19 protein-coding genes, 1 tRNA gene and 2 pseudogenes are annotated in these 21,971 nt (G+C 57.4%); 7 read left to right on the top strand and 15 right to left on the bottom strand.

Annotated elements, in window-relative coordinates:
* The first annotated feature begins 186 nt into the window (after window positions 1-186).
* The 3 genes from K227x_RS26115 (at window position 187) to K227x_RS26105 (ending at window position 4,220) form a co-directional block, all read left to right on the top strand.
* Window positions 187-1,671, top strand: a complete 1,485-nt coding sequence (locus K227x_RS26115) for a RecQ family ATP-dependent DNA helicase (RefSeq protein ID WP_145174922.1) — start codon at window positions 187-189, stop codon at window positions 1,669-1,671.
* A 523-nt stretch (window positions 1,672-2,194) separates the two neighbouring features.
* A complete protein-coding gene (locus tag K227x_RS26110) occupies window positions 2,195-3,406 on the top strand; it encodes an ankyrin repeat domain-containing protein (protein ID WP_145174919.1) in 1,212 nt (403 codons plus the stop codon).
* A 457-nt stretch (window positions 3,407-3,863) separates the two neighbouring features.
* Window positions 3,864-4,220 carry an FKBP-type peptidyl-prolyl cis-trans isomerase gene (locus tag K227x_RS26105; protein ID WP_246146298.1) on the top strand — a complete coding sequence of 119 codons (357 nt, stop codon included), beginning with the start codon at window positions 3,864-3,866 and terminating at the stop codon, window positions 4,218-4,220.
* Between the two features lie 76 nt (window positions 4,221-4,296).
* Here the strand turns inward: K227x_RS26105 and K227x_RS26100 are convergent, their stop codons facing one another.
* The 4 genes and pseudogenes from K227x_RS26100 to K227x_RS26090 all read right to left on the bottom strand — a co-directional run bounded on the left by K227x_RS26100 (window position 4,297) and on the right by K227x_RS26090 (window position 7,586).
* The gene (locus K227x_RS26100) at window positions 4,297-6,201 is read right to left on the bottom strand and encodes a sulfatase (protein WP_145174913.1); all 1,905 of its coding nucleotides are present in this window, start codon (window positions 6,199-6,201) and stop codon (window positions 4,297-4,299) included.
* 183 nt (window positions 6,202-6,384) lie between these two features.
* Window positions 6,385-6,870, bottom strand: a pseudogene (locus K227x_RS26095) (ADP-ribosylglycohydrolase family protein); the annotation flags it as partial.
* Window positions 6,871-6,921: 51 nt separating this feature from the next.
* A pseudogene (locus K227x_RS31705) lies at window positions 6,922-7,026 on the bottom strand (ADP-ribosylglycohydrolase family protein); the annotation flags it as partial.
* Window positions 7,023-7,586, bottom strand: a complete 564-nt coding sequence (locus tag K227x_RS26090) for an RNA 2'-phosphotransferase (RefSeq protein WP_145178486.1) — start codon at window positions 7,584-7,586, stop codon at window positions 7,023-7,025. The gene K227x_RS26090 and the pseudogene K227x_RS31705, both read right to left, overlap by 4 nt.
* Before the next feature lie 365 nt (window positions 7,587-7,951).
* Here K227x_RS26090 and K227x_RS26085 point away from each other — a divergent pair, with 365 nt between their 5' ends.
* On the top strand, window positions 7,952-9,844 hold the full coding sequence (locus tag K227x_RS26085; protein WP_145178484.1) for a CocE/NonD family hydrolase: 1,893 nt from the start codon (window positions 7,952-7,954) through the stop codon (window positions 9,842-9,844).
* Between the two features lie 296 nt (window positions 9,845-10,140).
* On the top strand, window positions 10,141-10,425 hold the full coding sequence (locus K227x_RS26080) for a hypothetical protein (protein ID WP_246146296.1): 285 nt from the start codon (window positions 10,141-10,143) through the stop codon (window positions 10,423-10,425).
* A 283-nt stretch (window positions 10,426-10,708) separates the two neighbouring features.
* Here K227x_RS26080 and K227x_RS26075 read toward each other — a convergent pair whose 3' ends face one another.
* Window positions 10,709-12,124, bottom strand: a complete 1,416-nt coding sequence (locus K227x_RS26075) for a putative glycoside hydrolase (RefSeq protein WP_145174904.1) — start codon at window positions 12,122-12,124, stop codon at window positions 10,709-10,711.
* Between the two features lie 424 nt (window positions 12,125-12,548).
* Between K227x_RS26075 and K227x_RS26070 the strand changes: the two genes are divergently transcribed.
* Together K227x_RS26070 and K227x_RS26065 are read left to right on the top strand one after the other, a co-directional pair.
* Entirely contained in the window at window positions 12,549-13,067 is a 519-nt protein-coding gene (locus K227x_RS26070) for a transposase (RefSeq protein WP_246146295.1), read from the top strand.
* A 460-nt stretch (window positions 13,068-13,527) separates the two neighbouring features.
* Window positions 13,528-14,379 carry a DUF488 domain-containing protein gene (locus K227x_RS26065; protein ID WP_145174901.1) on the top strand — a complete coding sequence of 284 codons (852 nt, stop codon included), beginning with the start codon at window positions 13,528-13,530 and terminating at the stop codon, window positions 14,377-14,379.
* A gap of 246 nt (window positions 14,380-14,625) precedes the next feature.
* Here the strand turns inward: K227x_RS26065 and K227x_RS26060 are convergent, their stop codons facing one another.
* From K227x_RS26060 to K227x_RS26015, 10 genes are all read right to left on the bottom strand, one after another.
* Entirely contained in the window at window positions 14,626-15,228 is a 603-nt protein-coding gene (locus tag K227x_RS26060; protein ID WP_246146294.1) for a GIY-YIG nuclease family protein, read from the bottom strand.
* A gap of 339 nt (window positions 15,229-15,567) precedes the next feature.
* Window positions 15,568-16,119 (bottom strand): nucleotidyltransferase, encoded by a 552-nt coding sequence (locus K227x_RS26055; RefSeq protein WP_145174895.1) that lies wholly within the window; start codon window positions 16,117-16,119, stop codon window positions 15,568-15,570.
* The gene (locus tag K227x_RS26050) at window positions 16,116-16,352 is read right to left on the bottom strand and encodes a hypothetical protein (protein ID WP_145178480.1); all 237 of its coding nucleotides are present in this window, start codon (window positions 16,350-16,352) and stop codon (window positions 16,116-16,118) included. Before K227x_RS26050 ends, K227x_RS26055 begins: the two co-directional genes overlap by 4 nt.
* 944 nt (window positions 16,353-17,296) lie before the next feature.
* Window positions 17,297-17,369 (bottom strand) — tRNA-Asn (locus tag K227x_RS26045).
* A gap of 267 nt (window positions 17,370-17,636) precedes the next feature.
* Window positions 17,637-18,329, bottom strand: a complete 693-nt coding sequence (locus K227x_RS26040) for a hypothetical protein (RefSeq protein WP_246146292.1) — start codon at window positions 18,327-18,329, stop codon at window positions 17,637-17,639.
* Window positions 18,330-18,575: 246 nt separating this feature from the next.
* The gene (locus K227x_RS26035) at window positions 18,576-18,950 is read right to left on the bottom strand and encodes a response regulator (protein ID WP_145174892.1); all 375 of its coding nucleotides are present in this window, start codon (window positions 18,948-18,950) and stop codon (window positions 18,576-18,578) included.
* A 264-nt stretch (window positions 18,951-19,214) separates the two neighbouring features.
* Window positions 19,215-19,673 carry a YkgJ family cysteine cluster protein gene (locus K227x_RS26030; RefSeq protein ID WP_145174888.1) on the bottom strand — a complete coding sequence of 153 codons (459 nt, stop codon included), beginning with the start codon at window positions 19,671-19,673 and terminating at the stop codon, window positions 19,215-19,217.
* Window positions 19,674-20,066: 393 nt separating this feature from the next.
* Window positions 20,067-21,224 (bottom strand): aminotransferase class V-fold PLP-dependent enzyme, encoded by a 1,158-nt coding sequence (locus K227x_RS26025; RefSeq protein WP_145174885.1) that lies wholly within the window; start codon window positions 21,222-21,224, stop codon window positions 20,067-20,069.
* Window positions 21,217-21,693 carry a molybdenum cofactor biosynthesis protein MoaE gene (locus tag K227x_RS26020; protein ID WP_145174882.1) on the bottom strand — a complete coding sequence of 159 codons (477 nt, stop codon included), beginning with the start codon at window positions 21,691-21,693 and terminating at the stop codon, window positions 21,217-21,219. The genes K227x_RS26025 and K227x_RS26020 overlap by 8 nt, the downstream gene beginning before the upstream one ends.
* A gap of 6 nt (window positions 21,694-21,699) precedes the next feature.
* Window positions 21,700-21,948 carry a MoaD/ThiS family protein gene (locus K227x_RS26015; RefSeq protein ID WP_145174879.1) on the bottom strand — a complete coding sequence of 83 codons (249 nt, stop codon included), beginning with the start codon at window positions 21,946-21,948 and terminating at the stop codon, window positions 21,700-21,702.
* Window positions 21,949-21,971: the final 23 nt, after the last annotated feature.

The following is a 21,971-nucleotide window of genomic DNA, read 5'->3' as shown; positions in this document are numbered from 1 at the left end:
GGAAGGAAGAGCGGACCCATACGCAGCATTGGCAACTGCCAACCAGTGAGTTTGGTCGACTGAACGATCCCTAGGTTGCGGTCCGGTATTTGCTTGAGGCATCGTTGCTCCTTTTTGTTTCCTCGACAATCGCCGGGCTCGCCAAGAATGGGAGTTCCCGAACGACCACCCACCGTTTTTCGAACCATGCACGCCACCCAAAAACTAAGCTCGCGGCTTTCCGATAACTTCGGTTTCGACACTTTTCGTCCGGGGCAACATCAAGCGTGCAGCGCCGCGATGCAAGGGCGAGACACACTTGTGCTGATGGCGACTGGTTCTGGCAAAAGTCTGTGTTACCAGTTGCCCGGCTTAGAACTCGAAGGCGTCACCGTCGTTGTCAGCCCGCTGATCTCTTTGGCCGAAGATCAAGCCGCCCACATCCGAGAATTAGGGACGCACGCTGCCGTCCTGAACAGTTCCAAATCGAAGAAGCAGATCTGTCAGTATCGGGAAGACATCCGATCCGGCAAAGCGGAGTTTGTGTTCACCACTCCCGAACGCTTGCAGCAGTCCGATATTTGCGACCTGCTCGCCGAGGTCGGCGTGGACATTTTCGTGATCGACGAAGCGCATTGTGCCAGCCAGTGGGGACATGATTTTCGTCCCGACTACCTCTGTCTTCATCATGCTCGCCAGCGATTAGGGAATCCCCCAATCCTTGCAATGACGGCCACGGCATCGCCAAAAACGATCGTTGAGATCATTCGATGTCTAAAGTTATCCGACCCCGAAATGATTGCGACCGGCATCACTCGTCCAAATCTGCGTTTGGATGTGGTTGCTTGCGTCGGCGAGAAGGAGAAAACCAGTGCGCTTCGCGATTTGTTCCAAGCCGAAAGCGATCTGGACGCGAACGAGCCTGCAATTGTTTACTGTGCGACGACCAAAACCTGCGAACGTCTCCGTGATGAACTGAGCGACTTGCCGATGCCAACGTTGTGCTATCACGGACGAATGAAACAGTCGCTCCGCAGCGAATCGCAATCTGCTTTCATGGATGGGCCACCTGCCGTGATGTTCGCCACCAATGCGTTTGGTCTTGGAATTGACAAACCTGATATCCGTCGGGTGGTTCACTACGACCTGCCAGGGTCGCTCGAGGCATACTACCAAGAAGCCGGGCGTGCTGGCCGAGATGGAAGCGCGGCCGCTTGTACACTGTTCTTCGATCGAGAAGACATCGGTTTGCAGAAAATGTTTGCCAGCGGTGCGATCGATTCGTCTCAACTGATGACCGCTCACCATACGTTGGTCAAGGGAATCGAGCGGTGGGGCGATGACGGCGACGGCGTGTCACTTACCGACCTGAAGAGGATTAGTCCGCTCGGTCGGCAAACGCTTAAACAGTGTCTCCAGCAACTCGCCGCTCGTGGCTATGCCGCTCCTGCAGGCCGTGGACGCTGGGCGTGCCTCCTGGATACCATCGATCACGCCGTCACCGATGGAATCGCTGCGGACGCTCGGATGCGTTGCGAAGACCGCCGAATCGCAATCGACCAGATGGTCAGCTATGCCGAATCGAGCGAGTGCCGTTGGACGATCCTACAAAAGCACTTTGAAACGAGTTCGGCGTCTGACCAACTCTGTCGTTGTGGCAATTGCGGTGGCGTAGATGCCGACGTGGCATAGATGCCGACGTGGCATAGATGACAAGATAGTCCTAGATGACGCGACGGGCTGGCATACACTCACAAGTCGACGACAAGACGTTTGCTCCGGTGAGCGATACACCTGAGCGATACACCCTCCCCTTTGCCCCTCGCCTACAAAGTGCCCGAGTGAACGAATTCACAGCCTCATCGGACTTCCTGAATTGCAGGTAACCAATTCCCAACTCCTAAAATCCCAGACTCATATTCGACGCGGATTTGAAACGAAGACGCGTCCCCTTTCCTTGCCCGTCCCTTTCTCTCGTCTAAGCCGCTTTCGTTCAATATGACGATGTGCCCCACATCGGCCAGCGACCCTGTCAGAATCGTCGCTTCCCAGAGAATCATGGGGGCGCGCGGACGATTGGTCAGTGCCGGTCGGGATCACTTCGGGAAAATGTCGCGATTTTGTTGAGGCCCGGAATCGAAAAAAACACAGGTGTCCTTCGAGGCGACAAAGGCTTCGCCCGACTGCTTCCTTTTCTTCGATGGAAACCAATCCGATGATTCAAACGAAACTATGGATCCGCCGCGTCGTTCTGCTCGTGCTTCCGGCCCTACTGGCCGTCGCGACGGTGGATGCGGCCCAGACAGGAACGCTCCGAGCTGCCAATCGCGAGGGAGCAGTCGATGGGGCAATGATTGTGAAGACTGGCCAAAATCAGCATTTGCACGAGCGTCTGTGTCAGTTGAATCCCAATTGGTCCGGCAAAGATCTTTCCCCCACGGTCATCGGGAACGTCGGCGACAGGGGCGATGAAGTTTCTCTGATTCAGACCCATTTTGCATACGTGATCCAGCGACTAAAGGTTGCTGATGTCCGAGATCAAAGCAGCGTCCAGCGCGAACAGCGTTCGCTGAACATCCAGCGATTGCAGGACTACATGACCGACGGAGTGTTTCCCCAAAACATCTTCACTTCCGGTCGCCGGCCTGTGTTCATCGATCCTTGGGGAACTCACTGTGCCGTCGGCCACCTGATTGCTTCTTCCGGCCATCGCGAATTGGCAAAGTTGATCAACCAACAGCATCGTCTCGATGTGCTACACGACATCCAAACGGATGGACTGTCGGAGTGGCAAATGGCGTCCGGGCTAAGCATGGACGAACTGGCACTGATCCAACCTCACTATGCGTTTCGAAAGTTCAGTCAGACGATCCAGTACCCTTTGGAAATCGAGTCGTTGATTCTTGGCGACTCGACCGCAGTCACCGAGGCGTTGAAAAGTGGCAAGCTTCGTGTGGACAGTCGCTGTGGTGGGAAAACGCTTCTCCACTTTGCCGCCGCCGCAGGGGACTTGGATCTGGTGAAGAGTCTGGTGGCACAAGGCGCCGATCTAGAGGCCGTTTCCACACTTGGCTGCGACGAAGATGAAGTCGCCAAGGGCGGAAACCATTCGAACTTTGAAGTTCGGTGGGATGCTCCGACCCTGGTCACGAAAGGCAGGTACTCCCACAAATCGGGATCGGTCTATGAAACCACCACGGGTGCTTTCGTGGCGGATGTCTTGCAGGATCTCTATGGTGGGATGGAGGGAAAAAGTGCACTGGCGTACGCAACGGCGACACCACGAGCATCGAGACATCGTTTCGCCATTTACAACGATCACCGCGTTGGGGGCGGACTCTGGGGTTCCGAAAACCGTCCATTGGATTCGCTGAAGCAATCGCGATCGGAAGTCGCTCAATGGCTGCAGGAGCAAGAATCGAAGTAGGTTCGCGTATCGCACATCGATGCGGCCCGTGTGGGGGACGAAAAAGGTTCCAGGACTCATTTTCGACGGGGTGAAAAAGGTTCCAGGACTCATTTTCGACGCGGCTTGGAAATGAGTCCGCGTACCTTTTCTTGTCCGACGATTCTCATGGCGAAGGCTGGACTTTCGAGAAATGGACGGATTCGCTAACCTCGCCAGTGAAAATGGAGGCAAGGGTCGCTTCCGATCGGCGCAATTGGATGGATGCGGTATGCGAAAATACAGCTCTGGGACGGCGATGAAGAGTTGGTTGCCATGGTGTCTGTTGAGCGTCGTACTCGTCGCTGGAGGGTGTCGCTCCACTGGGAAATCCAGCCCGAGCGTTTCTTCAGCGCTGTCAACTTCAGAGGCGGCAACTGCGAACTGGAAACCGGTCACATTCGTCGATAGGCCGGAACTTCAAGCCGAGACGGGGCCGATGGATGCGGATTTTTCTCCCGATTTCTCGACGACCGATTCGGGGCTGAAGTATCGGGTTTTGCGAAAATCCGACGGCAAGAAGCCGACGGCTGCCAGCACGGTGACTGTCAAATATCGCGGTTGGCTCAGCAATGGGAAAGTGTTCGATAGCTCTTACGAGCGAGGCGATCCGACAACCTTTCCCTTACAAAACGTCGTTGCCGGTTGGACCGAAGGCATGCAACTTGTCGGTCAGGGCGGCATGATCGAACTGTGGGTGCCTTCACGTCTCGGCTACGGCGAACGCGGTTCCCCAGGCTCCATTCCTGCTCACTCGAACATTCACTTCATCGTCGAGCTGGTGTCGGTCAACTAGGCCGGATTGAAACCCCGTCCCGGTTTGTCGCTCGGCAGGCAGGGAAATCGCATCCCTGCGAGATCCCTGTCGATACCTACTTTGCCAGTTGCACATCGCTATGGTGCAAGTAGCGATTGGAATCGACGAACAAGAACCGGTAGGCCTGGACTCGTTGGGGGATCACGGCACTGACCGAGTGAGTGTCCGGATCGATCGTGGCCGGATACTTCATGCCCAGCAGTTCGGGACCAGCAACGTCGTCGGTCGCTTGGCTTGTCTCCCCCCGTCTTTGCATTCTCCGCTCCAGTTGCTTCTTCCGCTTCTGGGCCTGATTCGAATGCGTCGTCTCTCCGCCGTAGATCACGTACGCTTGCTTGATCGCTGGGCCAGTGTTTTCAACCGCAAGTGTTGCCCGGCGGTCGGATGCATTGAACGACGAGCTTGCGATCCGAGCCGACGCCTGTTCCTTGCCCCGATAAGCCGGGTTCAGGTAAGGGAGTTCCGCATCATTGGCCGCTAAATCGGCGCCCAGGCTGGCTGCCAATCGTTGGACCACCGATGCGAACTCGGGATCTTCGGCAAGATCGTTCTGCTCTTCCAAATCCAATCGTTGGCCGTCCTGGTACAGACGGTAAAGTTCGTAGTCGTTTGTGTCGTACCGCTTGTACATCTTGAAATCGCCCTCGCGAATCGCAGACTTCATCGCCAGGGGGCCGTTGTGCGGGAAATGCCAGAATAGGTGCGTTCGCTCGTCGCCCGATCGATCCGTGATCTTTGGACTCTTGCCCATCAGCACTGGCGAAATGTCCAAACCGCTCAGTACATCCAAGTTCGCTGATGCGATCGACGACCGAGTCAGCTTCAGGATCGTTGGAAAGTAGTCCAGTTGATTGACGAGTCCGTCGAACCGGCTGCCCCTTGCGATGCCGGGACCGGTAACGACCATGGGCACACGAATGCCACCTTCCTCGGCATGCTTCTTTCCATACTTCAATGGTGCGTTGTCCGAAATGATCTCTTTGGCATGCACCTCCGCACCGCCGTTGTCCGATGTGAAAATGATGTACGTGGTCTCGATCAGTTTCTTGCCAGGGCTGCGAGGGTCATCGGTCTGCGCGAGATGGTCCACCAAGCGGCCAAGACTCCAATCGACACTGGTGGTCATCGCAGCAAAGTATGGGTTTTGCTGCCCCTTCCGCGTCATGTCTCCCGGTTCGGGAGGAAACGGAAATCCAAACTTGTCGCAGTAGTGCTCTAGCAGTTCACCGTTTCGGGTCAGCACCGGCCAGTGGACCATCCAGTGGCATAGGTTCAAGAAAAACGGTTCCCGCTTGCTGTCGTCAATGAAGTCGATGGCGGACTGAGTGACCTCGTCAAAGGGATACGAAATGCCGTCAGGCTTCTTCGGGCTAAGCGGTGGATACTTCTGTTTGCTCAGCGGGTACGTGGAGTCGTCCGCCGTGGCGAAGCCTTTGGTGCGGTCATCCATCCCGCGATGCATCCCTCGACTCTGGTTCACAAAATCGAATCCGAAGCTAGCTGCGGTCAGGCCGACGTGCCACTTGCCGACATGACCCGTGCGATAACCGTTTTGCTTCATCGCATCCGCCAATGTCATCAGGTCCAAATCCAGATGCGATTGCAGGTAAGGAGCCACCAAGCGTTCTGTCGCACGCCCAGCCGGAACGATGCCCAGATCAACATGCGTCAGTTTAATCTTGGCGGGATGCTGTCCGGTGATGATCCCCGCACGCGAAGGAGAGCAAGTCGGCGCCGGCGAATACGCCTGAGTGAACGTCATGCCCGCTTCCGCAAGCTTCACCAAGTTCGGCGTCTCGTAAGGGCAAGGATCGTCCAAGTCGTGGATCGGAACATCCTGCCAACCAAGGTCGTCGACGTAAAAAAGGATCACGTTGGGCGGCTGCGAAGCCGTTGCCGATGGGATCCGGCCCAGCAGCAACAACGGGCACCACAGGAATGCGATTGATAAGTACTTCATGGTTCTTTCGCTAAGTCTCAAACGAGTTTAGGACTCGGGTTTCGACGCAACCTGCGATCCGACGTCTCAATACGCAGCACATTATCCCCAACACCCATTTGCCGGATCGGCGTCGCTGCGCTCCTTGATCCGGCCTACCTCAACTGGATGCCTATCCCACTTCGAGGGATTTGAAATGGCGTCTTAGTATGGCGGGGCAAGACGGCGGAATCCGTGGAAGAGGACGACGAATAGGAACAGCAGATTACGCAGCAGAACACCAACCGGATTGATGGACGGAGTCTTGATCATCGTGGCCGGTTGACCACTCAGCGAGTCGGCCAACGATTCACCGAGCGCACTCATCCACGCCACGCTGCGTGGCCATTCCCAGATGCCATCCATCCATTCAGCGGGAATCCCCGCACGTCCGACGCCAGCGCCGACAATTCCCCCGGCGATCGCGGCGGTAGTGTCAGCGTCACCACCACACTCGATCATCGTGGTGACAGCTTGTCGAAAATCGTTCGGGTGCGAAAGCCAAGCGTGGATCGCGACGGGCATGGTGTGGTAGGTGTATCCGGTGACGCCTTTGGCCAGCCCCATCGACCCTGCGAAAGCTGCCGTGCCTTCGACTGCTCGGACACTCTCGACGGCTTTACGAAGCAGATCCGACAGTTCGCATCCTTCGGCGCCGATTGCATCGCGTCCGAAGAAGAATCGGAAGCGATCGGGAGGCCCCAGCAGTCGCGGTGCCCGTTGCGGCGAGACGCCTTCGTAAGGAAGCCCCAGCGCATCGCCAATCGCGGTTCCCAAGATGCATCCGATGATGGCGTCGCGGTTCATGGAAGGTCTTTCGGGAAACTCAGGTAGCCGGTCGGCACCGCATCGACCAGCCAAACACCATTGGCTGACAAATAAAACAGGTGACCGTCTTGATGCATCACACCAGCGGCAACGCAGAGGATGACAGGCTTGCCGCGTCTGGCGCCCACCTTGATTGCCGTCGTCTGGTCGGCGGACAGGTGAACGTGGTTTCGGGAGCGTTTTTGAAGCCCGTGCGCTTGGATGCTGTGGATAAACGGGGCGATGGTGCCGTGGTAAAGTGAGTCGGGCGGTGTCTTTTCATCGAGCTTCAGATCCACGCCGGACACCGAGTGGCCCTGGCTGGCTCGGATGCGGAGACCATCTTCACTCAAGGCGAACCGCTTCTTGTCATTGGTGGCGACGACTTCATGCAGGGCTTCGATTGTCAGAGGCTTGCCATGTTTGTTGGAGTTCGCAATCAGTTCATCGATATCTAGCCAGCCTTCATCGTCCAGGCTCATGCCGACGACTTCGGGTTGATGCCTAAGGACAAGGCTAAGGAACTTGCTGGTCGAAACGAGCTTTGGGTCTGTCTTCATGATTGCAATTGTACCGGAAACCGAAGGGGCACCGCGGTTTCTCGGATCGCTCTGCAGCGTCCCCCTGAATCGCAACACGTCCAAAAGCCCACAAACCATGAAGTCGCTTTACGCTGGCTTGTGCGTCTTTGGATTCGGTCGCTCTTTTCGCATTGCATTCAAGCGACCGGCTTCGACGCTTTGAATCAGCACATTCAAGAGGTTAAACTTGACGCTTGTGCCCGATCAAACCGCAGCGTGAGATCCGGGCGAACTCGCTGAATGATCGATCATGGCCACCATTGGCGATGTCTTCGTGCCCGGTCCTCTATCGGGGCGTGCTTTCAGTTGAACCAAGTCAAGACCAGGAAAAACATCGAGTGATCATGCAACTTGTCGGCAAACAACGGTTCATAACCAGGCGATGGTTCGTTCCCGCAATCGGCCTACTGCTGATGGTGGCTAGCGGCAGTTGGGGCTTTGCCAACGAATTTGTGGTTCAGAAAGATGTGATGGTGCCGATGCGTGATGGCGTGCGTTTGGCGACCGACATCTATCGTCCGGCTACCGATGGCAAAGCGTTGGAGCAGCCGTTGCCGGTCATCTTGTCGCGATTGCCGTACAACAAGGACGGCCAAGCGAGTGCGGCCAAATATTACGCCACACATGGTTACGTCTTTGTCGCTCAAGACACTCGAGGGCGATACAAGTCCGAAGGGACGTGGCACATGCTGAGCGATGACGGACCCGACGGAGTGGATTGTGCTGCTTGGATTGGCAAACAGTCTTGGTCCGATGGCAAGATCGGCATGATCGGCACGTCGTATTATGGCGGGACTCAGCACGCGATGGCGTTGGCAGGGGCTCCCGAACTGGCGACCGTGATTCCCGTCGATGCGATGGCGAACATGGGACGCCAGAGCCTCCGCAATGGAGGTGCCTTTGAACTGCGATTTTGGAACTGGATCTTTTTGAACGCTGGGCGAGGAAGTCGCGCAGCGAAAGATGCGGGAACCGCCGAAACGCTTAAGGTCATGGCCGATCAACGACTGGCGTATTTGGAACAGCTGCCGACGCGACGCGGGATGACCCCGCTGAGGTTGTCGCCAGAGTATGAAGATTGGCTCGTTTCAGCGATGGAACACGGCGCGAACGATTCGTTTTGGTCCGACGTCAATATTGTCGATGCCCCCCAGGAATACAAAGACATTCCGGTCTACTTGGTCTCCGGCTGGTACGATTCCTGGGGTGGGAACACGACCGCAAATTTTATGGCGCTGCAACGTGCGATCAAGGGACCGGTGTACATGATCATGGGGCCCTGGATTCACGCCCAACAAACCGCTTCGTCGCATGGCCAAGTCTCCTTTGGCAAAGAAGCCGCGATTGCCAACCAATGGGCATGGCGAAAAGAGTGGTACGACCATTGGCTCAAAGGGGCTGACAACTCCGTCGGCAAAGCGGACCCGTTCCAGACGCCAGTGCGAATTTTTGTGATGGGGACCGGCGACGGAAGCAAAGATGAAAAAGGTCGCTTGCAGCATGGCGGTTATTGGCGAAACGAGAACGAGTGGCCGCTGGCTCGAACGCAGTACACCGATTTCTACTTGCAAGCAGGCGGTGTTTTGGCGCAGGAAGCTCCACCCGCCAAAGAATCGATTACCCAGTTTCAATTTGACCCTGCTGATCCCGTGCCAACCATCGGCGGGAATATCTCATCGGGTGACGACATCCTGGTCCAAGGTGGATGGAACCAAAAAGGTGGCCCCCATATTTGGAACTTTTTGAAGCCGATTCCAATCTCTGCTCGCAAAGATGTCCTGGTGTTCCAGTCCGCCCCGCTGGAACACGACCTTGAAGTGACCGGTGAGATCGAGGTGGAATTGTTTGCATCAAGTTCCGCAGTGGATACCGACTTCACCGCAAAGCTGGTTGACGTTTACCCACCGTCGGCTGATTGGCCGGGCGGGTTCGATCTGAATATCGGAGATGGCATTGTCCGTGGCAGGTTTCGCGAATCCCTTCAAGAAGAAGTCTTGATGACCCCAGGGGAAACGTATGAGTTCACGATCAAGCTTTATCCGACTTCCAACGTGTTCAAGAAGGGACACCGAATCCGAGTCGATATTTCCAGTTCCAACTTTCCTCGGTTTGATGTCAACCCAAACACGGGGGAACCTTTGAACCGTCAACGAATGTCCAAAGTGGCGGACCAGACGATTTGTCATGACTCGACCCGGCCTAGTCGGATCGTGTTGCCAGTCATTCCTGGTACGTAGTGCATCGCGTGAACAAGGCCCGGGTTTCGGGCCTGTTCCACCGAGTGTGCTGTCGCCGGCCCAGCGGAAGAAGGACGGCCACTGATCAACGGGATCCGTGACGAATTGATTGTCGCTCGCTGGTGAAAGTGGGGATGTTCACAACATTGAATCGTCGATCGACCGGTTTTTAAAATGATGTAGACTACCGATCCACGCAGGTTGTGGATCCGGTATTGCGGTCTTCGCGTGATGCCCGAGTCAAAGGTCAGGAGCGGAAATTGACAAAACGAGAGATTGATCAAAAGGCGGCAATCATGATTGTCGCTGAACACTTTGGCGACATCGCGCCCGGCACGAAGTGTTCGGCCGTGTTCTTCGATACCGAAAAAATTCGCCGCGAAAAGGAGTTCTACGCGAAGCTCTACAGCGAGAACGGCGTGCATGATCGGGAAATTCTGCGAGCGATGGTCGCGGCGAACGTGCCAGACGACCCCTACTGGCTGGTCTCTCTGAAAACCGGCGATGGTGCGCTGGGAAACGTCACTCGCCTGCACCGGGTGGACGACCGAACGGGAAAGGTTCTGCCTGATCCGGCATAGCGAACCGCGTTGTCCGACGCCGCCAATGCAGTGCCTTCGGCGTGTCCAGCTTTCAGCGACCTAATCGTTCGATTCCGGTGAAGCACCTGAGTGGGGTTTGCTTCCAGCCTACCCTGAAGCCGAATCCACAGGCCGGAAGTCTACCCCACATGTAGCTCGATGATCGAACTCCAAACTGACGAATCAGCTGACAAATTCTTGGCTACCTCCTCCCCGTTAACGTATCATCGCGTGCTGCCCAGCAGAAAGGTGATCGTAATCGGCATCCCTGGCGTTGCTCTGATCACGGCTGTTTCCACTGAATGTTGGCGGTGCGGTTTTGGATGTCCAGTTCCACCGAAGCGTGTTCAAACGTTCGCGAATAGCGATAGCCGTCCTTCGTCGCCGGGCCCAGCGGCGGTCCAAGGGGGCGATCGTACTCGGGAAACCAACGCATCCACCGGTCGCTCTCGTTCGCCGAGTAGCCTTCATGGATGCGGAAGTAGCTATGCTTTTCGGCGCAGACCAGAAAGATCGCTAGCGGATAGATCAGCCCAGCCCTGGCATGTGCGTCGGATCCAGCGTTGCTGTGACCTTCGTCGATCCCCAGGCGACTTGTGTTCCGTGCCGTGTCACCGGGCGGTGCGAATCCGGTTGTCATTGCGATGATCTTGCCCTGGCGTGCCGCCTGCTGCATCGCGTCGATCCCCTTAGCCACATAGTCCTCGTAGCTGACCCCGCCCACGTTATGAAAGAATCCCTCCAGGTACGATCCGTCGAAGTAATTCAGGTACTCCAGCCCCGCGTTTTCGAAGCGTGCACGAAGGATGTTGGCGAGCATCAGTTTGCTGGGGCCGATGGCTTCCCTGGTCTGCTTCATCAGTTCGTGATAGCCATCCATCGTCTGCTTCTTCTTGGCCGCGCCGATCTGGCCTCTTAGATACTGTGGCTCCAGGGCTTTGATGTTTCCGTCCAGGAAGATGCCGTCGATGGCCGGGTCGCTGGTCATTCGGCTGCACGCCTGTGTCCACCAACGGCGTACTTTCGCATTGGACAAATCGTACGCTTGGACGCGGTTGCGAACCAGCTTGGTGGATCCGCTTTGATCGTGAAGCAGCGCACCGGGAATTCGATCGAGCTGTTCGTCTGCTTCGTACCCACCGTAGTGCACGATCACGTTGCGGTAATACAGAATCGTGGTGTTCGGATGGATCTCCTTCACCGCTCGGGCCGCCGCGAGTGTGCCCGCTTCGACGGTGCCGTGGTCCTTGTGGCCATTGGCTTTTTCAAAGGTGATCAATGGGAACTTGGCCAGGAACTTGATTTCATCATCGGTATACGACGTCTCTTTCCGGACATGCATGTACAGCGGAATGCGGTCCCAGGAAAACTCCGGAAACCGCGTTTGGGGATCTCGTTCATCATCGACTGGCCTGACGTCCGGCGCGTTGTCCCGCGAGGTGTCAGGTGCGGCCGTCGCTTGAGCGCACAGCGTCAGCGTGTTGAGTAGTTTGCGGTCCAAGGAAGCGTGGCGTGATTCATCAAGCACAGGCCACTGCGTCGTCAGGGGTTGTTTGCCGTGATGAATCTTCGACGGGGTGTCATCGATGCTTGGTTGGCTCTGCGTGATGCCGGGATGTGTCCGTTGGTCAAGCGAGAAATCGACCGCCATGGCCGGCGAAAGGAAGAGCAGCAGGGGCAGTGCTAGCTGAATGGCCATCGACGAGTCGCCTTGAATGGGAAGGTGGGGGAGACACTGATACGCCCAGGATAAACGCGGATCCAGCACCGATGCGGATCAATCGCGATTTATTCGGTTGCGACGAGTGGTTCATCCGTCACTTGATTGTCCCACCAGGCCAACTTTCGAACCATTCCAATGGCACAAAAAGCGAGAGGACCAGGGCGGAATCGCACGTCCCGGATTGCTTCCCTGTGCCTAAGGTTTCCGGATCTGCGTCGCTGAACTCCTTGATCCGGCCGACTTCATTCGAATAGGTGAGTCGTTTTTACGTCCGTATGGAAGGCTTTTGCATGCCCGCAATCGTCATCCCATCCCATCCCAACCCGAAGCGTGAGCGAGGGATACTACGACTACGTCCCTCGCTCACGCTTCGCGTTGGGATAGTGACAGGAATGTTGAAATGAGCGACTACAAGATCAAGACCGATGTAGGCGATGCACCGATGGGTGATGTGGTAGCCTTCTTCATCACTTGGCCAACTTATGGAACTTGGTTACCGGGCGACACGCGGGGTTGGGTGGAATACCGTCACGGCTGGCAACTTCCCCAGCCATCACTGGAATTGGAGTGTCGCAGCCAGATGACGGAAGACGCTTGCAAGTTGACTTTGCCCATGAGGCTGCTGTGCAACAAGCAAGTTCGTGAGACGTGTCAGTTCCGTGGCTGGCAGGTTCATGCCGCGAACTGTCGTTCCAATCACATGCATATTGTGATTGGCGCAAACGAGGCTACCCCAAAGAAGATTCGCCGCGACATCAAAGCGTGGTGTACACGCAGGTTGAAAGAAGATTTCGATTCCAAACGAGAGAACTGGTGGGCCGAGCGTGGCAGCATCCGCTGGGTCTGGAATGAAGAGAGCCTGGCAACCGTGGTTGGGTACGCAACCGAAGCCCAAGACCAATCCCAACCCGAAGCGTGAGCGAGGGATCTGCGGTGTCTCGGTGTCGTATCCCTCGCTCACGCTTCGGGTTGGGATGACGACAGGGGGACAGCGATCAGCGGCAACAAGGTCAAGATTTTCAATCACATGCATATTGTGATTGGTGCAAACGAGGCTACCCCAAGGAAGATTCGCCGCGACATCAAAGCGTGGTGTACACGAAGGTTGAAAGAAGATTTCGATTCAGAGCGATAGAACTGGTGGGCCGAGCGTGGCAGCATCCGCTGGTTCTGGAATGAAGCTAGCCTCGCAACCGAAGCCCAAGACCAATCCCAACCCGAAGCGTGAGCGAGGGATACTACGGCTACGTCCCTCGCTCACGCTTCGGGTTGGGATGACGGCAGGTGTATCGCGATCAGCGGCAACAAGGTCAAGATTTTCAATCACACAATCCCTCTGCTCTTACGTCGCGACGTGATGGCTAACAACGGAAACACGAATGCTCAACCGACAGCGCGTCCTGCTGGACTTTCTTCAAGCCGCTGGTCGACCAGTGCTGCGAACCGAGCTGACGAGCTGGTCGTTCCTGCTTCGCAACGAATACAGCTCCGCCGGCGGCAGCGCGTTCTACGACTTCGTGCCGTACCCGCATGGCCCCTTCTCGTTCACGCTCGACCAGGAGATCGGCAAGCTGGTCGATCAAAGCTACGTCCATGCTGCCAGCGACCAATCATGGTCGCTCGGTGATGGAATGACATACAAGTCGCCCGATTCCGGAGTGCAACGAGACATCACAAGGATCGTCAGCCGGTTCGTTGATTGGCCGGCCGATCGTCTGCTGAACTACGTCTGCAAAGAGTTCCCTGCGTACGCGGTCAGCAGCCGATGCGAGGGGAATGCCGAACGACCCAAGACCGACATGGCTGTCTTCACGGCTGGCTACGAGGGCGAGTCGGTGGACGCGTTCTTGAACAAGCTGGTCACGGCCGGCATTCGCTGCTTGATCGACGTTCGCAAGAATCCCACCGCGCGCCGCTACGGGTTTCACCGTTCAACGCTGACTCGGCTGACGGGGAACTTGGGCATGGACTATGTCCACATGCCGGAGTTGGGGATCCCGTCGAATCTGCGTCAAAACCTGGACACGATGGCGGATCGTGAATCGTTGTTCGACAACTACGAACGCACAACGCTGGCGGACAACGATGTCGCGTTGGATCAGGTCGCAGATCGGGTGCGTGCCAAGCCATCGGTGTTGGTTTGCATGGAAGCCGAAGCAATCTGCTGTCACCGCAGTCGAATCGCCCAGCACATCGCCGACCGAACATCGTTGCAAGTCGTGAACCTGTAAAGAATTGACGCAGCACAAGAAATTGCTGATGACGACGCTAGCCAATCCGCAAACCTCCGAGAAGTGCAGCGAACGGGGTTGCTAGTGCAGAGGGGGCGGCTCAAACAATGGTTGGTTAGCGTCAGACAAGGCGATTGGCAAATTTGCTACTAACGAGGCACCTGCCAAGAACTCGAAATAGAAAATGCTAGTCGTCGCTTAAGCGGATTACTCATTGTCGCCGGACAGCAGAATGCACAGACGGGGCTAAATTGCGGTTGAGGCTTCCGCCGCGTAGGCATCCTCGATCATCTTGCGGTCTTCGTCGGTCATCACCAACGATTCGCGATACTGTTCCGCTTCGGGCTCCAGCGTGAAAGGGCCGACAGTGAATGGGACCGTGTGAGTTTCATCATCCTTCAACCCATCGACAACGTCGACGATTTCTTCGATCGATACACGAAAGAATTCTCTGCGAAGGTTAACTCCGTTGACGCGTCGATGATGAAGGACACGATGCAGAGCAGCTTCCAAAGCTGGGGCGTTGGAGCTTTGCATCATCATGTGGACATCAAATGGGAAAGGCACGGATGCGCCACCCAGTTCTTTGACGCGGTCCAACGGTTCGAGACGACGGGACATCCCGATCTTAAACACTTGCTCGCCGAAGCTGCCGATATTGCTGATGACATACACGTGCCCTGATTTGGTTTGCTGGGCGAGCGACATGGCTCGTTGACCACTAGCTTCCGCTTCGGCCAATCGCCGGCGCAACTCCTGTACTTCAGCTGAATGTTCGTCGCTGGTTCTTGCCAGCGCTTCTTCAAGGGCCTTCTCGATGGCCTTCTGCTCTGCGGCGATGCGTTTCATTTCGCGTTCGAGCTCTCGTTCGGCTTTCTGTACTTCTCTGATTTGCTCGCGAATGCGAGCTTGCTCCGCCTTTTGAACATCTTTCCGAACAGCCTCGGCGTAGTCTTCTTTCAGTTCCGCTTTTACTGATTCATAGATCTCGGCTTCGACGGGGTATGGTGACCGAAGGCGGCACCGGGGCAGTTGGTGGGTGCAGTCTTGGGTGCAGCAAACGCAAATGACGATTTACTTCGCGAATTGATCGCGATTTGGGATGAGGTTTCACCCGAGATTCAGCACGCGATTCTTACGATCGTCCGGCAGAGCAGGACGAGTTGACAACGCTTGTTGCGCTCTGCGCTAAGAGCGGTCCGTCGCCAATTTCCAGGCGGCTGCAAGCTTCTCGGTGAGACTAAGTTGCTCTGCCCACTGATCGAGGTACTCTCGATCGAGCGTTTTGTGGTTCACGGCGATCACGCCCACGATGTCTTCTTGGTCTTTGGGGCGGGACCAAGTCAGCTTTTGCAGGATCACATCTTCGGGTGTTGGGATCCAAACCTCGTCACCGCCTAGTGTCACCTTTCGGCGACGATCGAAACGTGCACGATCGAAGGGCTGATCGGTCAACCGAAATAGCTCGATCCGAAACGGAGTGCCCTCGATCTGAATCTCGTTCTTCACCGAACCGCCGAAGGTCTCGAACGAGAGCTGCGGATCAAACCTAAATTCGTTGCCGAGCGATTTCGCGAGTGCTTGTGCATCCCAATCGGACGTTCCGATGACAAAGTCGGCATCCGTCGTAGAACGAGGAAACGAATAGTACATGCTAGAGAACGAGCCCACGAGCATGAATTCAAGCCCCGCGTCGTTCAGTGCGGCGATGATTCGCGATACCGCTTCTTGGAGCTTCACTTTTTCGCCAACGTCCGATCTTGGATGCGACGCATCAGCTCAATCCGTTCGGCCAACAGACGCATGATCGTCACATCATCAGCGAGCGGATTCTGATCGCGAATTCCATCCTCGACCACGCGAATGGCAAGCTCCGAATGCTCCAGTCCGGCAAGCAATCGCTGCTCCGGCGACGTGCTTGCGGCCTGAGCAATCCGAGAGCGAATCGGATCAAATGGTTGTGGGGAAATCATTTTACTGGCGTAGCTGAAACGATTTAGTTTTGCTGGATTGGTGTTCAAAGAGACTGAATCCATTGTATCCGAAAGATCAATGGGCGAGATAGGCTGCCGAGGATCGCCAAATTATCGCCCAGTCCTGACAAGGCTAGCAAGTCTTCTTTAATCAGTCCTAGCCAAGCGTACTTTGACCGAATCACAAAGTCAGTGCGGTACTTCTTCAAGTAGTTCAAAGCCGGGGCGAAGTCGTTCTTGGGGCCTCACAGTTTGTGTCGTCGGTTCTGCTGCGCCGCACAGGCGATAACCCTCGCGATGCCTCACCACATCCGAGCGTTGACTCAACCAACTCGAAGAACAAATCCAAGCTCTCGAATCGAAGAGGCCCAAGCGAGTCGACATCGCCAAGGCATTAGCCGAGTTCGACGAACTCTGGTCAACGATGACGCTCGCCGCCCGCAATGAATTGATCGAAAACCTGATCGACCGAATCGACTACGACGGCGTCGCCGGCACCGTCGACATCCACTTCTACCCGAGCGGCATCACCACGCCCGATCGAACCGCCCGCTGCCTTGTTCGCTACGTTCGCAAGGCGAATCTAGGCACGACCATGAAAGGCATTGTCAGACGCAGTGGGGTCCAGTCTTGGGCGAAGACGTCCCAGAATCTGCGGGCGTCCAGGCGGACGGAGCTAGAAGAACAATTCCCGAACCACGTGGTCAACACTTGGATGGGGCATTCCAGCAAGGTCGCAGAGAAGAGCTATTTGCAGGTGACGCCCGATCATTGGGCCATGGGGGCGTCCATTTTGACCAGTGGCGACAACATCGCATCTGGCGGTGTCGCCCGCGGTGTCATCCCTGCTCGTCAGGGCCAGTCACTGGACCATGGCGACATGAAAAAACCCCTCAAAACACTGGGTTTTGAGGGGTCAGGATGCTTGCAGACACATAGTCTAGCTCCCCCGGCAGGACTCGAACCTGCGACAAGGCGGTTAACAGCCGCCTGCTCTACCAACTGAGCTACAGGGGAATGGGATCCAGCGTGATGGGTGTCGCCGTTTCACTCTGGAAGCGTGGGAATTTAATGAACCTGGCGGTTCGTCGCAAGGGGAACTGCCGGTGGTTGTTGATCCGCCGGCCCTTTTTCTTAGTTTCACGGCGCGAACCGGCACGATCCTTCGCCCGACAACCCTGGGGAACCACTGCCGATGGCCCCGTTTCGGGGGATTTCGGTCCGGTCGCCGCCGGTCCGCTTCGGCCCGGCCGCGGCTTCTGGCTCGCCCCGTTTTATTGGTTTCTAGGGCGCCGGACGGGTCACGACGATGTCGTCGAACTCGTTCAAGTCGTCGAAGGAGCCGATTCCGATCCGGCCGGCACCGAATGTCTTGTCGACGATTTCCATGTGTGGATTTTCCATGTCGTCGAAATACAGCCGGATCGTGCCGGTCTCCACATTGCGACTGAGCCGCACGGTGTGCCAGGCGTCGTCCCAGGGCGTCAATCGCTCGTTTTCGGTCAGCGCCAGCCGTGGGGCGTCGTTGACGATCATGATCTGGCCGCTGTGCGGGTCCGGCTTGGCCCCGACGTGGACGTAATAGAAGTGTCGGTCGTCTTGGTAGCCAAAGAACACGCAGCAGTCGCGGTGGTTGCCGGTGTCTTTGGTGCTGCGGACCCGGAACGTGATGTCCACCGTGCCAATTTCCAGGTCTTTGACCAAGGCGACGTGTCCGGGGCTGCGGACGGGCGGCTTGTACTCGCTAGCCCGGGCGGTGATCTCCAGCGCGTGGTTGCCGTCGTGGTCGACCAATTGCCAGGTCGCCGGGTCCAGGATCTGCCAGCGGTCGGTCCCCGATTCGAAGTCCTCGCGGAAGACGACCTGGCCGGCATCAGCGCTCGACACGTCCGAGGGGGCCACGGCGGCGGTTTGAGCCAGGCTGGCCGAGCCGCTGGTCAGTGCCCCGAGCAAGGCGAGAGTTTGTGCAAGTTTCATAGGTGGGCGTGTTCGCGCGTGAGGGGGGGCGTGTGGGCGTCGAAACCTGGTCGCCCGAAGACATGTTCGTCCCAGGGCCATGCGGTCTGCGCTCGGTCATTGTAGCTGACCGCCGATCCGGCTTGTTGATTCAGTCGAACTCTCAGCGGCATTGGTGAGCCGCTGGCCGTGAGGCCACGGCGGTTGGGGGGATTCCCGGCCGCTCGTGCGATCGCGGCTCACTCAATCGACAAACCCGATGCGGCTTCAGCTAACGGACTGGATTTCGAGGGCCTGCCCGATGGCGGTCGCCAGGGCAACGTCATCGCAGGGTTTGGTCAGTGTCCGATACGGATCGCCGCTTGGCAGCGAGTCGGCTACCGATGCTTCCCCCGATGGATGGGACAGCATGATGCAGGCCGTCTGCGGATGCTGGATCGCCAGCCATTGGACCAGCGGTGGCCCGTGGCTGTCGCTGATCGCTTGATCGACGACGACCAAGTCGAAGCCGCCATGCCGGAGCATTCGGATCGCCATCTCGGCAGAGCTGGCGATGAACAGGTCGTAGGGGCAAGTCCGCAAGACGCGTCGTACGCCTCGCAGCAAGTTCATGTCGTCATCGACTAATAGGATGGAAGCCATCTTGGTTACCTAAACACGAAGTTGTCGAGCGAGATGGCGAACGAAAGCGGTGGCAAAAGCCAGATGCTTTCGACCACCGTCGATCGTTCGATCCGTCACTCGCGAAAGAGCGGTGTTGGTCATCTGAAAGATGGGTCATGTTTGCCAGCTAGGCCGCCACGTTCTGGTCCGGGAGTGGGGGATCCGGAACCGTGGCAAGGCGATCGGGGGACCTGGTCCGATTCTGCGGGATGCGTCGCGGCGCAAGGCTGGGCAGCGGTCGCTCTAGACGGACTTCTTTTTCCGTTGGATTTCAATCTGGTCGAAACTGTACAGTTTGCCGGTACCGGCGCCCGGGCAGACGGCGCAGGTTTCTTCCCAGTCGCGAGGTTTTTCCAGCGTCGAGTCCCAGAACGGCCAGGTCCGGCATTGGATCGGCCGCGACGCGTAGACCGAGCATTTGCGGGTGTCCGGATCCAGCAGGATGCAGTCGCCGTCGGGGTATTCCACCAAACTTTGTTGGTTGCCGACCTGTCGCACGAACCGATGCGAAAAGGTGTCGATGTCCAGTTCCATCTCGTCGGCCATCGCTTGAATTTCGTCGTCGTTGACCCACACATAGCCGGGTTCACCGCTGCAACAGGCACCGCACTGGGTGCATTCGAACTGCAGACCGTCGGAGTACCAGGGCAGTTGGTTCTGTTTGGACTTGGCGTGCCGTTTGGATTTCTTGTTTTTGGTCATCGGTCGTTGCGTGAGGATCCGTGGGCTCTGATTCGTTTCGTTTCGAAGCGAAGGACTGGGTGATTGGGTTAGCCGATTTGGCCAACGCTGTAAAGCATTTATTCCCCATGCTTGGGGCGTTTTTTCGTAGCGGAACTCGCCAAGAGTTTCGGCCTCGGATGTGAGATCACCGAAAGTCTTGACGACTTCCGCTACGAGATGCTTCACAGCGCTAGCGTTTAGGCGACAGCGGGCTGTTGGTTTAGTAACCCGCTGCGTGAGCGAGGGATTCAGGTGGGATCCCTCGCTCACGCTTCGGGTTATGATTTGCACGTTAAGTTCAGGAAAACGACTTGATCAGCAGGCCGCTAGCCTCGGTTTCGTCACCCAAGAACCGGGGCTACGCCCAAACGGCTAAATCAAGGCGGCCGCGATCGTGCGGATGGCGTCGATCGCCGCGTCGATGTCCGCATCGCTGCTGGTGTGTCCGGCGCTGATTCGCAGTGTACCGTGCAGGTCGGTTGCGATGCAGCCATGGATCATTGCGGCGCAGTGCAGCCCGGATCGCGTTTCGATGCCGAATTGGGCGTCTAGGATCGCGGCTAGGTCGCTGGGGGCACAGCCACGGACCGTGATGCTGGCGATCGGCAGCGCCGCCCCGGCGGCGTGCAGTGTGACGCCATCGATCGCCGCCAAGGATTGATGCAATCGAATCGCCATCGCGGCGGACCGTTGGACGATCGGGTCGGCGTGATCACGGTGTTGTTTCAAGGCTTCGACCAGGCCGGCGATGGCTGGCACGTTCAGGTTGCCGGCTTCTAGTTTCGACGGCATCTGTGCGGGCATGTCCAGCGATTCGCTGTGGCTGCCCGTGCCGCCCTGCACCGATGGCACCAGGGCGTCGTGCAGTCGGGGGGCGGTGAACAGGAATCCGGTGCCCGATGGGCCGCCGATGGATTTGTGTCCGGGCGCGGCAAGCAGATCGATGTGCGAATGGCCAACGTCGATGGGCAGTGTGCCAAAGGTTTGGGCGGCATCGCAAAGGAACGCCGCCGGGTGATCCGATAATCGTTTGCCGATTTCGTCGATCGGTTGAACGGCCCCGGTCACGTTGCTGGCCGACATCACGGCGACCAGCCGAGTTTGATCGGTGACGGCGTCCAGCAGTTGGTCGGCGTCGACTTGGCCGCCACGGTCCGTCGGAACGATGGTCAGCCGGATGCCGTGATGTTGTTTCCAGTGGTGCAGCGGGCGAAGGACCGAGTTGTGTTCGGCGGCTGTGGTGACGACGTGGTCGCCGGGCCGAAGGATCCCGTGGATCGCGGCATTCAATGCGTCGGTGCCACCGTGGTGCAGCGAGATACAGTCGTCCGACGGGGCGCCGATCTGAGTCGCGATCAAGTGGCGCGCCCGGCTGATGACGGATCCGGCGGTCTGTGCCGATGCGTAACCGCCCCGCCCCGCGGCGGCCCCGCAGTGCCGTGCAAAATCGTCGACGGCGGCAAGCACGCTATCAGCCTTGGGCCAAGACGTGGCGGCATGGTCCAGGTAGATGCGTTTGCGATCAGTCATCGGTCGGGTGCACCCACTGTTGAGATCCGTCGACGTAGGTTTCCTGTTTCCAGATCGGAACGTCCTGTTTCAAAACGTCCATCATCCAAGGCAGGGCGGCAAAGGTTTCGACGCGGTGCGGGCTGCAACAACCGACGACGATACTGGCTTGGCCGACCGGGACGGGGCCCAGTCGATGCACGATGATGACCTGCCGCAGCGAGAATTTTTCGGCCGCTTGTTCGGCTAATCGCTGCAGTTCGGAAACCGCCATCTCGCGATGCGCTTCGTAGCACAGCGTTTCGGTGATTCGCTGGTCCGTCGTGCGGCGGGTCACCCCGATGAACCAACCATGGGCGCCAACGTCTGGATCGCCAAGCCGAGTGGTCAGGGCGGCGATGTCGATGGGGCCATCCACCAATTCGATGTGGCGCCAGTGGCCGGGACGGTCGAAACTTTCCTGGCGGCTATCGTTGGGTTCACGGTTCATGCCGGATCAACCGCCGCTGACGGGCGGGATCAACGCGATCACCGAGTCATCGTCGATGATCGCTTGGTCGACCACGTATCGGTTGTCGACGGCCAGGCGGCAGGACGGTATCAGCGAATGCAGCGCCGGGACGGTCCGCCCCAGCGCGTCAAAGACGGCATGAGCCTGGATCGGTTGGCGAACTTCGATTTCGACGACGTCACAGCCAGCGATTTGTTTGGCGCCGGCGAACATCTGGACTTGGACTTTGATCATGGTGAGAGTTTACCGCAAGCGCG

Source organism: Rubripirellula lacrimiformis, from assembly GCF_007741535.1.
GTDB lineage: Bacteria > Planctomycetota > Planctomycetia > Pirellulales > Pirellulaceae > Rubripirellula > Rubripirellula lacrimiformis.
This window is presented reverse-complemented; position numbering and strand designations above follow the sequence as displayed.

Excerpts from the sequence above, each read along its gene's own strand:
- K227x_RS26115 (WP_145174922.1), top strand. The coding sequence starts at position 187 with ATGCACGCCACCCAAAAACTAAGCTCGCGGCTTTCCGATAACTTCGGT.
- K227x_RS26110 (WP_145174919.1), top strand. The coding sequence starts at position 2,195 with ATGATTCAAACGAAACTATGGATCCGCCGCGTCGTTCTGCTCGTGCTT.
- K227x_RS26105 (WP_246146298.1), top strand. The coding sequence starts at position 3,864 with ATGGATGCGGATTTTTCTCCCGATTTCTCGACGACCGATTCGGGGCTG.
- K227x_RS26100 (WP_145174913.1), bottom strand. The coding sequence starts at position 6,201 with ATGAAGTACTTATCAATCGCATTCCTGTGGTGCCCGTTGTTGCTGCTG.
- K227x_RS26090 (WP_145178486.1), bottom strand. The coding sequence starts at position 7,586 with ATGAAGACAGACCCAAAGCTCGTTTCGACCAGCAAGTTCCTTAGCCTT.
- K227x_RS26085 (WP_145178484.1), top strand. The coding sequence starts at position 7,952 with ATGCAACTTGTCGGCAAACAACGGTTCATAACCAGGCGATGGTTCGTT.
- K227x_RS26080 (WP_246146296.1), top strand. The coding sequence starts at position 10,141 with ATGATTGTCGCTGAACACTTTGGCGACATCGCGCCCGGCACGAAGTGT.
- K227x_RS26075 (WP_145174904.1), bottom strand. The coding sequence starts at position 12,124 with ATGGCCATTCAGCTAGCACTGCCCCTGCTGCTCTTCCTTTCGCCGGCC.
- K227x_RS26070 (WP_246146295.1), top strand. The coding sequence starts at position 12,549 with ATGAGCGACTACAAGATCAAGACCGATGTAGGCGATGCACCGATGGGT.
- K227x_RS26065 (WP_145174901.1), top strand. The coding sequence starts at position 13,528 with ATGCTCAACCGACAGCGCGTCCTGCTGGACTTTCTTCAAGCCGCTGGT.
- K227x_RS26060 (WP_246146294.1), bottom strand. The coding sequence starts at position 15,228 with ATGAAACGCATCGCCGCAGAGCAGAAGGCCATCGAGAAGGCCCTTGAA.
- K227x_RS26050 (WP_145178480.1), bottom strand. The coding sequence starts at position 16,352 with ATGATTTCCCCACAACCATTTGATCCGATTCGCTCTCGGATTGCTCAG.
- K227x_RS26040 (WP_246146292.1), bottom strand. The coding sequence starts at position 18,329 with ATGAAACTTGCACAAACTCTCGCCTTGCTCGGGGCACTGACCAGCGGC.
- K227x_RS26035 (WP_145174892.1), bottom strand. The coding sequence starts at position 18,950 with ATGGCTTCCATCCTATTAGTCGATGACGACATGAACTTGCTGCGAGGC.
- K227x_RS26030 (WP_145174888.1), bottom strand. The coding sequence starts at position 19,673 with ATGACCAAAAACAAGAAATCCAAACGGCACGCCAAGTCCAAACAGAAC.
- K227x_RS26025 (WP_145174885.1), bottom strand. The coding sequence starts at position 21,224 with ATGACTGATCGCAAACGCATCTACCTGGACCATGCCGCCACGTCTTGG.
- K227x_RS26020 (WP_145174882.1), bottom strand. The coding sequence starts at position 21,693 with ATGAACCGTGAACCCAACGATAGCCGCCAGGAAAGTTTCGACCGTCCC.
- K227x_RS26015 (WP_145174879.1), bottom strand. The coding sequence starts at position 21,948 with ATGATCAAAGTCCAAGTCCAGATGTTCGCCGGCGCCAAACAAATCGCT.